Below are 13,814 nucleotides of genomic sequence, written 5' to 3'. Positions count from 1 at the left end.
GACATCTTTCTTCGTTACAACACTGAAATTGTAAACGAGACGACGGATAATTGTCATCTGAATATGTAATTTTCACATCTGCAAATTTTTATTGATTAATTTAATCCCAACACTTCCCCTGAAATACATTTCTTCATTATCTACTTCTTTGAGACAAACCGGCAAAGGGGTTTCATCTATTATAAGTGCGAATATAATAACGCGTTACTCCAACCTCATCATAAGAAACCATAGACAGAATACCTATCTTTATTGGCGTTATTTGATAAGTCAAAATTACACCATTTTGCTGTTTGTTTGGTTGATCTGTATAGATCACGTTATATCCATTCCGTCGCAAGAGATTAATAAATACAGGAGTAAAGTTGTCTTCTGTTTTATTTTTTTTCACAATAAGTGTTGTTGTAGCGGGCGGTAAAGGTTTTTTAAGATTACGAACAAAATCGTTAGCAATTAATTTTATATCATCTTGCGTAATATTTGGACTGACATAATTTGATGAATAATTATTGATAGATGCACAACCAGCCACCAAGACAAGAGGCAACGGAAATAAATATTTTGACATCTAGACTTCCCCTATAAATTGTATTCTCTTCTGAGAAGCTCCTACACCAGAAATAAGAGCATCCTTTCAAAGAATAGCCTTAACAACATACTGCTTTACTATCAAGCATTAGTTAATCACTTTCTCGCTTGTTTAAAAAACGACCACCATCTCTCATAGTACTCAAAGCTTATGTTTAAGACACAAAATATATATGTTAAAAGTACGAAAAAACACATGTAAAGCATATAGTATATGTATACTTACTTTCATGGTGTGTTGCATTACATAAACCAACGCACAGCACCCTTCATTTCCCCTCCATTCACGAAGACACTTCCCCCAATCCTCGCACCAAATTCCACGCCCCCAAAAGCCCAAAGTGACAAAAAACACGCACAATATATGAACCCATAAATCCTCCACTTCACTTTTACAGATTCACATTTTTACGCTTCTCCACATTTACAGAACAAAGCCAAGGAAAGGTTCACCACCCCGTACCACTCTATAAACAACGGTCTGTAAAGAATTCAAATGCTTGCCTAGCAAGTTTCCACCACTGACCACTCATTCGTTTCAGATCACCCCCTTCAAAGAGCTGTGTTTTTACCTCATGAATAAGATAATGAGCGAACCGTCTTTAAAAAAAAGAAACGGCATGGAGATATCAAATATATCAATGGTCGTCATCAACTGTCGTGTTAAGGGGTGTTAACTCTTTATTTTTCTTAATTTTTACAACGCCAATAATTCCCGTGGAAATAATTAATGCGGACATCGCTAAAAAAGAGCTTAACAATCCCACGAGTGCCAAAAGTCCAGCAATAAAGCCAGACATTGCTTCCGCAGAGTTTGCTAAAGTTGAAAAGGTTCCAAAACTCTTACCAAAATCTTCACGACGAGAATATAATTGAATAGCTGAGACTAAACCAATATCCACAAAGGCACCAATAAATCCTAAAACAAATGCTAACACGAGAAGGAATTTTAAATAAATTTCTGCAGCTAAGGGCATAACAAACAGAATAACCCCATAAAGAAGCCAAAATATCATGAGCTTCAACGATGTAATATTTAATATAATTTTACTATATAACAAACCACCAACAATAGTTCCAACAGCCATGAGAGAAAAAATATAACTCACAAAGCTTTCCTCTCCCCCCACAAAAAGAACAAAAGCTGGAATTAAAAATCTTAAAATAGCACCCGTAAAGAGAATAGCAAACGACGATCCAACGAGCGTAATAAATAAATTATTATTTTCTGTAGAAATATATTTAAGATATGAAGCTGTTTCTCGATAAATTTTTATAAAATTGAATGATTTATTCTCGCTTGAATTTAAATTCATGAGATTAAATAACATGATAATAGATATAAAATAGGTAAAAAAATAAAAAATGAGTACTGCCGATTTATTTGCTAAAAAAAGCAGTATGGAACAAACCAAAGGGCCAATGACGGCTGCCGTTTCCATGATAATTTGAGCAATGCTATTGGCCTTTGTAAGATCTTTTATTGAAAACATTCTGGGAATAGCAGCTTGAAAACTTGGTTGGAAAATACTTCTTCCTATCGTTGTACATATTGCTGCAAAAATAAGAACAATGATATGTGCCGTACCTGTTATATAAGTTATAAAAACAAACAATGAAGCTAATAATCTAACAACTTCACTTAAGATCATATTTTTCTTCAAAGAAAAATTATCCGCTAACCAACCTCCTATAGGGCCAAAAAAGAGAAAAGGGATAAATCGAAAAAAATACACAAGACCTGTAAAAAAGGTGTTATCTGTTAATTCTAAGACCAGTAAAATAAAAACAACTTCATAAGCATAATCACCAACTTTGGAAATAAAGAGAGAACAAAAAAGAGCTAATGGACTCTTTTTTAAAAACAAATTCATATCAACCATCCGATATTAAACTTTTCTACACTTAAAGTTACACTTCCTTCGATACAATTGGTGATATGAACTTCAGAAGAGTCTTTTATTCTAATAAATCGCTTAATAAGTTAAGTGAAAATTTTTAAAGAAATACTCCTCTTGATATAAGCATTTACTCTAATATCAAGTAATATATTAATTTTTCTTGCTTATTTGCTTTAAAAAAAGAAAGAATGTAAAAATTATGAGATCAAAATCTGCTATATTAGTACACTGACTTCCAGCCCACGTCTCAAAGAATGAAAATTCCCAACCAGCACTAATCTACAATCCCACGTCAAAAAGCAGCTTTCCCCACAAAATAAAGCTTACACCCACCCACTCCTCAAACGACAGCACTTCGTCAGGCTCAACAAATCAAGCCCTATCTCCTCGCCATCCATCACGCATCTCTTTGCACCACCCGCCTTACCCACACTCTCCTCTTATCCATGCGCACTCTCTTCATCCTCCATTCCCCCCTTTTCTCTCCCATCACACACTTAACAACTGAACACCCCTCTTCCTCCCAGCTTCCCCCTCCATTCACGAAAACACTTCCCCCCAATCCTCGCACCACATTCCACGCCCCCAAAAGCCCAAAGTGACCAAAAACACGCACAATATATAAATCCACAAATCCCCCACTTCACTTTTACAGATTCACATTTTTACGTTTTTACATCATTACAGAACGAAACCGACGAAAGGTTCACCACCCCACACCGCTCTATAAACAACAGTCTGTAAACGAACAAAGCTTTTTGCCCAGTACCCTTAAACTTCAAATCTCCCTCAAACAAAAGCACTTCATCAGGCTCAATAAATCAAGCCCTGCCCTCAAATATTCTAGCTCTTCACTCCCCCTAAAAGAGCAGTGTTTTACGGCATAATAGAATAGAAAATTTTTAATTTTTCTTGCTAATCTTCTGAAATTACTTTATCACTTAAAGTGTAATTTTGGTCGCCTACGCAACGATCAATAGGGATTAAAAACCCGAAGACTTGACACATAAATTTATCCCGCTTTGCGGGTATCCCGGAATTCCGGGAGATTTTGCTATGTCCAGGTGCTTTAGCACTAAAAGCAAAAAGCTGAGTCAAGTCAGTGTTTTTAACTCCCGGAATACCAATGCGAGGGCGCTCGCAACCGGAGGGGGGGCTTGAAGTGCCAACTAAAAATCCACATTTTATCGACATTTTGATAGGCAAAAGAATCCGTCATAGACGCATTTCAATAGGACTTTCCCAAAAAGAATTAGGAAGCCATTTAGGTGTCAGTTTCCAACAAATCCAAAAATACGAAAAAGGCTCAAACCGTGTAAGTGCCAAATGTTTACTAGAAATCGCCCAAAAACTAGAAGTTCCCGTAAACTTTTTTTATGCAGACCTTGCCACAAAAGAAGATCTTTCAACAAAAGAAACTCTCTTACACCACGATCAAGAAACCTATAGCGAAAAAGAACAGGCACTTTTAAAAAACTTTAGAGAGCTCAAATCTAAAAAACAAAAAGCAATCTTGTGGTTGATTTCTGATTAGGCAAAAGAGCACTAATCAACGTTATTCGTTAATATATCAAACAACAAAACATCCTTAAGTCAAATTCAGATCAGCTCCCCACACCCCTTCAAAGAGCAGTGTTTTACGGCGGATAAACGGCATTTCTCTTTTACGCACAAAGCAATAAAGCAATCCCGCTTGTGACTTCACTTATAACATTGCAAGAAAATAGTTTTCACGACAATCAGAAGTAAAAGAATCCTACGATATTCGAGAACGCTCATTTAACATGCAAAAACACCGACCACTCCCTTTGCTTTGCAATAAAACACCGCTGCCTCATCGTGAATTTTTCTAAATCAGCACGCTTCAAAGAGCGGTGTTATCGCATAATAGGATTATCACCGCCCTTTATAGCGTGAATTTTTCCACACTTAATCTTCAGGCAAAAATTCCAACCGATCTCCTTGTTTTGTAATTTTCACCGTCGTCTCATCGTGAATTTTCCCAAATAAGATATTTTCCGCCAGTGGATCTTGAATTTCTTTTTGGATAATCCGTTTAAGCGGACGCGCACCATAGAGCGGATCATAGCCCTTATCGGCAAGAAATTTTCTCACCTCTGGCTCGATTTGCAAAGTTATTTTGCGTTCATTGAGCAAATTTTGCAAATGTTCTATCTGAATATCGACGATCGCTTCCATATCGTGACGTTGCAGCCTTTGAAAGAGAATAATCTCATCAATACGGTTTAAAAACTCAGGACGGAACGCGGCTTTCACGACATTCATAACATCATTTTTTGCCTGCTCAACGGTTTGCCCTTCAGGCAAAGCAGTTAAAAACTCAGCACCAAGATTAGAAGTCATAATCAGCAAGGTATTGCGAAAATCGACGGTACGTCCTTGACTATCGGTCAAACGTCCCTCATCCAACACTTGCAACAAGAGATTAAAAATATCAGGGTGTGCTTTTTCAATTTCGTCGAATAGAATGACCTGGTAAGGTCTTCTACGTACAGCTTCGGTCAGCACCCCACCCTCTTCATATCCAACATATCCAGGTGGCGCCCCAATCAGCCGCGCCCCAGCATGCTTTTCCATATATTCCGACATATCGATGCGCAACATGGCATTGGAGTCTTGGAAAAGAAAAGCCGCGAGAGCTTTGGTTAATTCGGTTTTTCCCACACCGGTAGGACCCAAAAACATGAAAGAGCCAAGCGGGCGATTGGGATCTTGCAACCCTGCGCGCGCACGGCGTACAGCGCGAGAAACAGCTTGAACAGCCTCTCCCTGCCCAATCACACGTTTGCTAATTTCATCTTCCATACGCAACAGCGCCTCCCGTTCTGCCTCCAGCATTCGATCAACAGGAATACCGGTCCAGCGTGAAACAATCCGCGCCACATGTTCAGCAGTAACCGTCTCTTCAACGAGATGATTTTGTTGATCATCATTTTCCGCAATGCTCAATTGTTTTTCGAGTTCAGGGATAACGCTATAAGCGAGCTCTCCAGCGCGTTGGAATTGTCCATCACGTTGTGCAATAGCCAAAGCATTACGTGCTTCTTCGAGTTGTTTTTTCAAATCAGCAGCATGCCCTAATTTTTGTTTCTCAGCCTGCCAAGCACTTGTCATCTCAGCGGACTGTTGTTCCAATGTTTTGAGTTCCTCCTGCACATTTTCCAAACGTTCTTTTGCTGTTGGCTCGACATCTGTTTTCAAAGCTTCCCGTTCGATCTTCAACTGTAAAATACGCCGATCAACAGCATCGAGTTCTTCCGGCTTTGAATCGACCTGCATGCGCAACCGTGCCGCCGCTTCATCGATAAGGTCAATAGCTTTATCCGGCAAGAAGCGATCCGTAATATAGCGGTTAGACAAACGCGCCGCCGCAATCAAAGCACTATCAGCTAAGCGCACTTTGTGATGTTGTTCATATTTTTCCTTAATACCGCGCAAGATAGAAATAGTATCCTCTAAAGAGGGTTCCGGTACAAAGACAGGCTGGAAGCGTCGTGCAAGAGCAGCATCTTTTTCGACATATTTTCGATATTCATCGAGCGTAGTAGCCCCCACACAATGGAGTTCTCCGCGTGCAAGAGCAGGTTTTAACAAGTTAGAAGCATCCATAGGACCGTCAGATTTTCCAGCCCCAACGAGATTATGCAATTCATCGATAAACAAAATGATCTGCCCATTTTCAGCTTGCACCTCTGCCAACACCGCTTTGAGGCGCTCTTCGAATTCCCCACGATATTTTGCACCAGCGATAAGCGCTCCCATATCCAACGCATGAAGCTGTTTATCCCGCAAAGTTTCAGGCACATCGCCATTAACAATGCGCAATGCCAACCCTTCCACGATAGCTGTTTTCCCCACCCCTGGTTCACCAATAAGCACAGGATTATTTTTGGTCCGCCGAGAGAGCACCTGAATAGTGCGGCGGATTTCCTCTTCCCGCCCAATCACAGGGTCGAGTTTTCCTTCACGGGCATCTTTTGTGAGATCACGGGCATATTTTTGCAAAGCATCATATTGGCTTTCGGCATGGGGGCTTGTTGCTGTTTTTCCTTTCCGCAAATCATTAATAGCCTCATTAAGCGCCTGCGCTGTCAACCCTCCGTTTGTAAGAATATCAGCAGTTTTTGCGGTCTTTTCCATGATCAGCGCTTGCAACACACGCTCAACGGTCACAAATTGATCACCGGCTTTTTTCGCCAAATCTTCCGCCATGTTAAAGACTTTTGCCAACGGCTGAGAGAGATAGAGCTGTCCATTCCCCCCTTGCACTTTAGGCAAAGCATCAAGTGCTTCGTTAAGCGCCTTTCGAATAAGAGTAAGATCACCACCCGCTTTTTGGATCAGTGATGCTGCCAATCCTTGAGAATCGTCTAACAACACTTTCAACAGATGCTCCGGCAAAAACTGCTGATGATCAGAAGCAAGGGCACCACTTTGTGCTGATTGTAAAAAACCCTGCACGCGTTCGCTATATTTTTCCAAATTCATTTTTTTTCCTTAAATCTCAAGCCACCACCGCACTTTAAATTCCCCCAACATTCCACAAAAGAGACATCTTCAAAGGACAGCCCCCCCCACAAAACACCGCAAATGATGCCGCATGAAGAAGAACCGTAGTGCTAAAAAGAATATGGGTTTTTACACGCCTCATAGCAAGAGGGAGAAAAAAATACGCTATCAATTTAAACAAAAACCGCAACTCCCCTATACGCCCCACCAGCCCAGCCTCCCCACCAGCCCAACCCCAACCGGCCTAGCCGCACTATTACAGTCTCTTCACCCCCAATGCTCCCATCGATGTCAGACAAAAGCCCACCATGACAAAAACACGCACCACACATAGCCCCCCACTCCTTTTTCACAAACACATTTTTACGCTTTTACATCTTTACAGAACGAAGCCAACGAAAGGCTTACCATCCACACCGCTTTGTAAACACTGTTCTGTAAAAGAACCCAGCTTTTTGCCTAGTACCCCCCTTACAGTCTTCAGACTCCCCTCCTCAAACGACAGCACTTCATCAGGCTCAACAAATCAAGCTCTATCTCCTTAAATCACCATTCCTTCACACATCTCTTTGCACCACCGCCTTACCAACACTCTCCTCCTATCCATGCGCACTCTCTCCATTCTCCCTTCCCGTTTTGCTCTCCCGTCACACACTCACAACTTAACAGCATTCTTCCTCCCAACTTCCATTCACAGACTCTTTCCCCCATTTATCTCGCCACATTTCTCACCATGACAAAAACACACACCACACATAGCCCCCCACTCCTTTCTCACAAACACATTTTTACGCTTTTACATCTTTACAGAACGAAGCCAACGAAAGGTTCACCACCCCACACCGCTCGATAAACACTGTTCTGTAAATAATTCAAATACTTGTCTAGCAAGTTTCCACCACTGACCACTCATTCGTTTCAGATCACCTTCCATTCCTCCCACACTCTTCTCCAACCAACGCACTCAACAACACTCTTCATTTCTCTTCCAGTCTGGCACCTCCCCCAATCCTCTCACTACATTCTATGTCAGACAAAAGCCCAACGTAACCAAAACACGCACAATATATAAATCCACAAATCCTCCGCTTCACTTTTACGGATATACATTTTTACGCTTTTACATCTTTACAGAACAAAGCCAACGAAAGGCTCACCACTCCACACCGCTCGATAAACACTGTTCTGTAAACAATCCAACTTCTTATCTCAAAGGCCCCCTACTGATTACTTTGTATAGTTATCACCCACCCCACAAACGAAACTGTTTCATTAGACTAGACAGATAAGTCCAGCCTAAAACATTTATCACACACTCTAAAAAACGCCTAAATGTGAATATTGATATGCTGATATCACACCCCTCCAAATAGCGCCGTTTTATGGCATAACAGAATAGAAAATTTTTGATTGTTCTTGCCAATCTTCTGAAATTACTTTATCACTTAAAGTGTCATTTTGATCGTCTACGCAGCGATCAACAGGGAAAACAGGCCCTAAACCCTAGCGTACAATTGAGCCTACTCTTGTGGGTTTCCCGGAATTCCGGGAGTTTTTTGCTATGTCCAGGTGCGTTTCCGCACTAAAAGCAAAAAGCTGACTAGGGTTCAGTACTTGTTGCTCCCGGAATACCAATGCGAGGGCGCTCGCAACCGGAGGGGGTGTAAAGTGCCAACCAAAAATCCAAATTTTATCGACATTTCTGATTAAGCAAAAGACGCGATTTATAATCCATATTTCGCACTTTTTAAAAAGTACCCAATTTTATAGTCTTTGAGATTATTTTCATTTCTCTTGCCAATCTTCTGAAATTACTTTATTGATAAGCACGTGTTTTTGATCGTCCACGCAACGATCAATAGGGAACTAAAAGCCCTAAATCCGAGCGTACAATTGAGCCTACTTTTGTGGGTATCCCGGAATTCCGGGAGTTTTTGCTATGTCCAGGTGCTTTAAGCACTAAAAGCAAAAAAACTGACTCGGATTCAGTACTTTTAGACTCCCGGAATACCAATGCGAGGGCGCTCGCAACCGGAGGGGGGGCTTGAAGTGCCAACTAAAAATCCAAATTTTATCGACATTCTGATAGGCAAAAGAATCCGCCACAGACGCATTTCAATGAGCCTTTCCCAAAAAGAATTAGGAAGCCATTTAGGTGTCAGTTTTCAACAAATCCAAAAATACGAAAAAGGCTTCAATCGTGTAAGCGCAGGATGTTTACTCAAAATCGCCCAAAAACTGGAAGTTCCTATAAGCTTTTTTTATGCAGACATTGCTACAAAAGAAGATATCTCAACAAAAGAAAATACCCCACTCCGTGATCAAGAAACCTATAGCGAAAAAGAACACACTCTTTTGAAAAACTTTAGAGACCTCCAGCCAAAAAAACAAAAAGCAATCTTGTGGTTGATTTCTGATTAGGAAAAAGAGCAACAATTAACATACCCCCGCCTAAAGTTTCCCATACCTGATATCACCATACCCCCAAGAGTGATGTTTTATGGCATATAAGATAATTCACACTATAGCTTGTTTTCTGTTTCCATTATTGCGTCAAGCCAAGCTGATTGAGGATTAGCAGCTGAGTTTTTAAGTTTGACTATTCGTAGCAAAGCGGAGTTAAACAAAAATGACATTATCGCTCAAAACCATGCCCCCTATTGAGTTTACGAGACGGTAGAACAGTGTCAAGAAAACAAAGCCCCGAAAAAAAAACAAAAATATGAGCGGTTAAGTAAAAATCAAAAATTGAATCTATAACGTTGAAAAAGCTGCTCTATGTTAGATTATCTCCACGTCCTCTAAACCTCAGAAAAATGATTTAAAACATTTGTTTCGTTGATGAGCCAATCATTGAGATCGAACAATAGACAAAGAACGGTTCACCAATATCCTGATAGCCAATAAACAGAATAATCCACTCAATCCAGAAAGAAGGAACAATTTTCCAGCCGAAGTGTGACCTAAAACAAACGCTCCAACAAACGGCGCCACCAACATAGCTAAATTTTGTATAGACTGCACCCATCCGGAAGCCAATCCAATCTGTTCATTGAAATTGCTTACCAGATAAACATTAGAAGATATGGAAAAGTAAGCGCTAACCATTCCAATAAGGAAAAAACAGAGCAACAAAGTCTCAATACGGAGTAAATCAAAGTAAAAAAAGCACACTGAGATCATGACAAAACCAATCATTGTTGACATTGCCGGCATTAACAACTCCGATATTTTGCCTGTAAGGGGTTTATGCTTTGATTGTTTCACACGCCAAAACCCATAGAGAAAATTACCAATCGCTGAAGCAGATACCAGTATTCCAAGAGTCTGTTTATTCATTTTCATTGTGCTGAGAATAACGGGCAACTGATTATTCACCATAAAGACCATGGCAAAATACACAAACACCACCGCCACATAGGCATACCAAGCTGTCCCATAAAGCCTCTGCTGTGCTTGCGTGGTATTCGCTTTTTTTATTCTTAGCGACGAGACAGGTTGTGCACCAAGACAACAAAACACGATAAAGCCTAGCAATGTCAAAAATCCAGAAAATAATAAAGTATATGTATCTGATAAAAGTACAGACAGAGCACTCCCCAAAGCAGGTCCTATCATCTTTGCTGCGCTATTGATCATGTTAAGCACAGAATAGTAACGAGTCCGTCCGTGTTCAGGCACAGAATTTGCACTAAGAACGGAAATTGCAGGCATGGCTAGACTGTTGAATGTCGCTCGAATAACTGCCAGTATAATAAATCCTTGCAGACTCGTCGCCAGCAATAAACCGACAGTACATAGCGCCCGTAACAGCAGTGACGCCCGCAACCAATGGATCATAGAACGGTGACTTACCAACATTCCAATTGGCTTCGACAGAACGATACCAGGGAATAATGTTGCCGCTCCAATAAAAGCGACATCATATTGATTAGCTTTCCAAGTGAACACAGATACGGTCAAAATCACGATATAATCAATCCAGCCCCCAAATGACACCATACCATTACCCAGCAAAAGCACCAACAAGCGATTTTTTATTGCCCCACCTCTTTGCACCAAAACACGCACCCCTCTTTTTTCGTTAGCAATACTGATTAGATGATCAATTTTTTCTTACACCCTAAAAGCACCAACAAGCGATTTTTTATTGCCCCACCTCTTTGCACCAAAACACACTCCCCCTCTTTTTCGTTAGCAATACTGATTAGATGATCAATTTTTTCTTACACCCTAAAAGCATCAACGACCTTCCTGCAACAAAGCACCAACAAGCGATTTTTTATTGCCCCACCTCTTTGCACCAAAACACGCACCCCTCTTTTTTCGTTAGCAATACTGATTAGATGACCAATTTTTTCTCACACCCTAAAGGCACCAACAACTTTCACGCAACAAAGCACCAACAAGCGATTTTTTATTGCCCCACCTCTTTGCACCAAAACACACTCCCCCTCTTTTTCCTTAGCAATACTGATTAGATGATCAATTTTTTCTCACACCCTAAAAGCATCAACAACTTTCACGCAACAAAGCACTATCGACCTTCCTGTAACAAGGCAATTTATAATTATCCATGGAAACCACTGGGGATAAGTCTTAGATATGTATTAACACTTCCACCATTGATTGAACTTAATCTGCGTCTTTGCGAATGACGACAATAACCAAGCCGTTAATCCAGCTCTTGAATCCATTGATATAGGATAATCCCGCGCGCCTTCCTTTAGCTCCCACACAAAAAAACGCTCTGAGCGTCCTCTTCTCAAGAGGAAGACCCCTTTATTCTTCTTCATCACTTTTCTGTGGAGGAGGCGGTAAAATATAAGAGCCTGAAAGCCAACGATTAAGATCAATGGCTCGGCACCGTGTGGAACAAAAAGGATATGAAGATTTTTGTGACATTTGACCACAAATAGGACAAGGATGCGGAGGACGGGTCTCTTTTTGCAAATTTAGCTCTTTTTGTTCTTGGCGCACCTTTGTCTTCTGCTCGTTCATTAACTTTTCTTCTGTTCCTTTTTTTTCATTTTTTTTCTCTTTTTGTTGCTTTTCACCTTGCATTGAACTTGCCTTACAGTTTTTCTAATGCGTTTCTTCAGCCCAGTGAGTAAAAAGTGGATAGTGATAAGCGATCAAGAGATCGGCTGTTTCAGCCAAAGGCAATCCCACAACATTAGAATAAGATCCCCTGATATAGACAACAAAAGCACCGGCTTTTCCTTGGATAGCGTAGCCACCCGCTTTCCCTTGCCATTCTCCTGAAGCAAGGTAAGCCTTCATCATGGCAGAGGTTAAGCGTCTAAAACGGACACGACTTTCAACCAATTTTACGGTTATTTTTCCATGTTCATTGAGCGCACAAATGGCGCCATAGACCTTATGCGAACGCCCAGAAAGGTATCGTAAACATTCATAAGCCTCATCCTCGCTTTCTGGTTTGGGGAGAATGGTCCGCCCCACAGCCACCACCGTATCAGCCGCTAAGATAATCATTTTCTGTCCAGGTAATTTTTCTTGACCATTCTGCAACTCGTCTTGACCATTCTGACTGTACCAGCGCAAAATCTCTTGGGCTTTCAGCGCTTTTTCTTTTGCCAAACGTTTGGCAAGCTTTGCAGGATGTTCTTTTAATTTTGGTGTTTCATCAATATCACTTGCATAAACCTGCTGCGGATCAATCCCTATTTGTGCCAAGAGCGCTAAACGCCTTGGCGAAGCGGAGGCAAGCACCAAATGAATTTCTTCTGTAAGAGTATCTGCCAAACGTTTTTCCCCCCACTCTCTTATATTTCTCATTTCCACCCCTTCACAATTGACTTCCCTCTCACCCCCCTTTTACGCACCCCCTTTTTAAGCACTCCCTTTTAAGCGCCCCTTTTCACCATTAATCTCCTTATCCTTTTTTTGCATTGATTTTACAGTTTTTCAAGGACCTTCAAATACTTCCCTTTTCTCACTCATGAAAAGCAAACTAAAAAACTGTTAAAAAATAATAGAAATAATATGATAGCTTTTAGAAAAAAGCACAAGCCACCCACGAGGCTACTTATAGCGATATGTAATACGCCCTTTTGTCAAATCATAAGGTGTCATTTCCACCATGATTTTATCACCGGCCAACACCCGTATACGATTTTTCCGCATTCTACCAGCGGTATGGGCAATAATTTCATGATCATTTTCCAGTTTCACACGAAACATCGCGTTAGGTAAGAGTTCAGTAACGATACCAGAAAATTCTAAAACTTCTTCTTTTGACATAAACAAACATTTCCTTTACAGTGCACATATTTTGTTAAGCTGCGCGTTATTTCCAGCGTTCATACCCTATTTTCTTAAGTTTGTGAATAAAAATTCCACAAAAAGGGAAAGGTTTTTCAAGTTTACTCTCTCATGTTCTCAAAAAACATCACCTCACACCTTAAGAATCAAAACTTTCTCTCCACCAATTTTACCCGCTAATTTCCTTCAATTTTTATGATGATTTTGGTTTCAGTATGACAAGAAATTACGCTAATTTTTCCCCTAAAGCATTTTCCCAATACCTCTGAATAATCCCTCCACAACTTACAAACAATCCTCCTCCCTCCAACTTTTCCTCACCTTCCGCCTTCCACACCTTAAACATGCGCCCTTCAGATAAACACCACTCCCCACACCAAAAGCCCCCTCCTTTTTTCAAAACCTTGTCCATTCTTCACACACCATTCACAACATGCTTCACCGCCCCCCTACACACTCTATGTATTCCCGTACACCCTTGCCCCATTTTCTCTCTCTCCACACATTTCC

General features: G+C 40.7%; 16 protein-coding genes. 2 read left to right on the top strand and 14 right to left on the bottom strand.

Annotated elements, in window-relative coordinates:
• Positions 1 to 172: 172 nt before the first annotated feature.
• From ACFIK3_RS06145 to ACFIK3_RS06135, 3 genes are all read right to left on the bottom strand, one after another.
• Positions 173 to 568, bottom strand: coding sequence for a hypothetical protein (locus ACFIK3_RS06145; protein WP_375663600.1), 396 nt, complete (start codon positions 566 to 568; stop codon positions 173 to 175).
• Between the two features lie 658 nt (positions 569 to 1,226).
• On the bottom strand, positions 1,227 to 2,462 hold the full coding sequence (locus ACFIK3_RS06140) for an MFS transporter (RefSeq protein ID WP_375676421.1): 1,236 nt from the start codon (positions 2,460 to 2,462) through the stop codon (positions 1,227 to 1,229).
• Positions 2,463 to 2,886: 424 nt separating this feature from the next.
• A complete protein-coding gene (locus ACFIK3_RS06135) occupies positions 2,887 to 3,120 on the bottom strand; it encodes a hypothetical protein (RefSeq protein ID WP_375676408.1) in 234 nt (77 codons plus the stop codon).
• 531 nt (positions 3,121 to 3,651) lie between these two features.
• Between ACFIK3_RS06135 and ACFIK3_RS06130 the strand changes: the two genes are divergently transcribed.
• Positions 3,652 to 4,023, top strand: a complete 372-nt coding sequence (locus ACFIK3_RS06130; protein WP_273791324.1) for a helix-turn-helix transcriptional regulator — start codon at positions 3,652 to 3,654, stop codon at positions 4,021 to 4,023.
• 395 nt (positions 4,024 to 4,418) lie between these two features.
• On the opposite strand, the gene clpB is transcribed toward ACFIK3_RS06130, so the two are convergent.
• From clpB to ACFIK3_RS06105, 5 genes are all read right to left on the bottom strand, one after another.
• Positions 4,419 to 6,998, bottom strand: a complete 2,580-nt coding sequence (gene clpB, locus ACFIK3_RS06125) for an ATP-dependent chaperone ClpB (RefSeq protein WP_375631423.1) — start codon at positions 6,996 to 6,998, stop codon at positions 4,419 to 4,421.
• Between the two features lie 34 nt (positions 6,999 to 7,032).
• Positions 7,033 to 7,200, bottom strand: coding sequence for a hypothetical protein (locus ACFIK3_RS06120; RefSeq protein ID WP_375676407.1), 168 nt, complete (start codon positions 7,198 to 7,200; stop codon positions 7,033 to 7,035).
• Positions 7,193 to 7,351 (bottom strand): hypothetical protein, encoded by a 159-nt coding sequence (locus ACFIK3_RS06115; RefSeq protein WP_375676406.1) that lies wholly within the window; start codon positions 7,349 to 7,351, stop codon positions 7,193 to 7,195. The genes ACFIK3_RS06120 and ACFIK3_RS06115 overlap by 8 nt, the downstream gene beginning before the upstream one ends.
• Before the next feature lie 250 nt (positions 7,352 to 7,601).
• Positions 7,602 to 7,730: a hypothetical protein gene (locus tag ACFIK3_RS06110; RefSeq protein WP_375676405.1), complete on the bottom strand. Its 129-nt coding sequence runs from the start codon at positions 7,728 to 7,730 to the stop codon at positions 7,602 to 7,604.
• Positions 7,731 to 7,848: 118 nt separating this feature from the next.
• Complete coding sequence (locus ACFIK3_RS06105; protein WP_375631425.1) at positions 7,849 to 7,983, bottom strand: hypothetical protein; 135 nt, start codon at positions 7,981 to 7,983, stop codon at positions 7,849 to 7,851.
• Positions 7,984 to 9,068: 1,085 nt separating this feature from the next.
• Here ACFIK3_RS06105 and ACFIK3_RS06100 point away from each other — a divergent pair.
• Complete coding sequence (locus ACFIK3_RS06100; protein WP_375643527.1) at positions 9,069 to 9,440, top strand: helix-turn-helix domain-containing protein; 372 nt, start codon at positions 9,069 to 9,071, stop codon at positions 9,438 to 9,440.
• Positions 9,441 to 9,869: 429 nt separating this feature from the next.
• On the opposite strand, the gene ACFIK3_RS06095 is transcribed toward ACFIK3_RS06100, so the two are convergent.
• From ACFIK3_RS06095 to ACFIK3_RS06070, 6 genes are all read right to left on the bottom strand, one after another.
• The gene (locus ACFIK3_RS06095) at positions 9,870 to 11,078 is read right to left on the bottom strand and encodes an MFS transporter (protein WP_375676420.1); all 1,209 of its coding nucleotides are present in this window, start codon (positions 11,076 to 11,078) and stop codon (positions 9,870 to 9,872) included.
• A 551-nt stretch (positions 11,079 to 11,629) separates the two neighbouring features.
• Complete coding sequence (locus tag ACFIK3_RS06090; protein ID WP_375676404.1) at positions 11,630 to 11,788, bottom strand: hypothetical protein; 159 nt, start codon at positions 11,786 to 11,788, stop codon at positions 11,630 to 11,632.
• A gap of 13 nt (positions 11,789 to 11,801) precedes the next feature.
• Positions 11,802 to 12,083, bottom strand: a complete 282-nt coding sequence (gene yacG / locus ACFIK3_RS06085) for a DNA gyrase inhibitor YacG (RefSeq protein WP_273790829.1) — start codon at positions 12,081 to 12,083, stop codon at positions 11,802 to 11,804.
• A 21-nt stretch (positions 12,084 to 12,104) separates the two neighbouring features.
• Positions 12,105 to 12,818, bottom strand: coding sequence for a Maf family nucleotide pyrophosphatase (locus tag ACFIK3_RS06080; protein ID WP_273790830.1), 714 nt, complete (start codon positions 12,816 to 12,818; stop codon positions 12,105 to 12,107).
• Between the two features lie 246 nt (positions 12,819 to 13,064).
• Entirely contained in the window at positions 13,065 to 13,283 is a 219-nt protein-coding gene (infA, locus tag ACFIK3_RS06075; protein WP_004857577.1) for a translation initiation factor IF-1, read from the bottom strand.
• 247 nt (positions 13,284 to 13,530) lie between these two features.
• Complete coding sequence (locus tag ACFIK3_RS06070; protein ID WP_375676403.1) at positions 13,531 to 13,716, bottom strand: hypothetical protein; 186 nt, start codon at positions 13,714 to 13,716, stop codon at positions 13,531 to 13,533.
• Between the last annotated feature and the right edge of the window lie 98 nt (positions 13,717 to 13,814).

Source organism: Bartonella sp. CB10SXKL (assembly GCF_042195515.1).
In the GTDB taxonomy this organism is placed as follows: Bacteria; Pseudomonadota; Alphaproteobacteria; order Rhizobiales; family Rhizobiaceae; genus Bartonella.
This window is presented reverse-complemented; position numbering and strand designations above follow the sequence as displayed.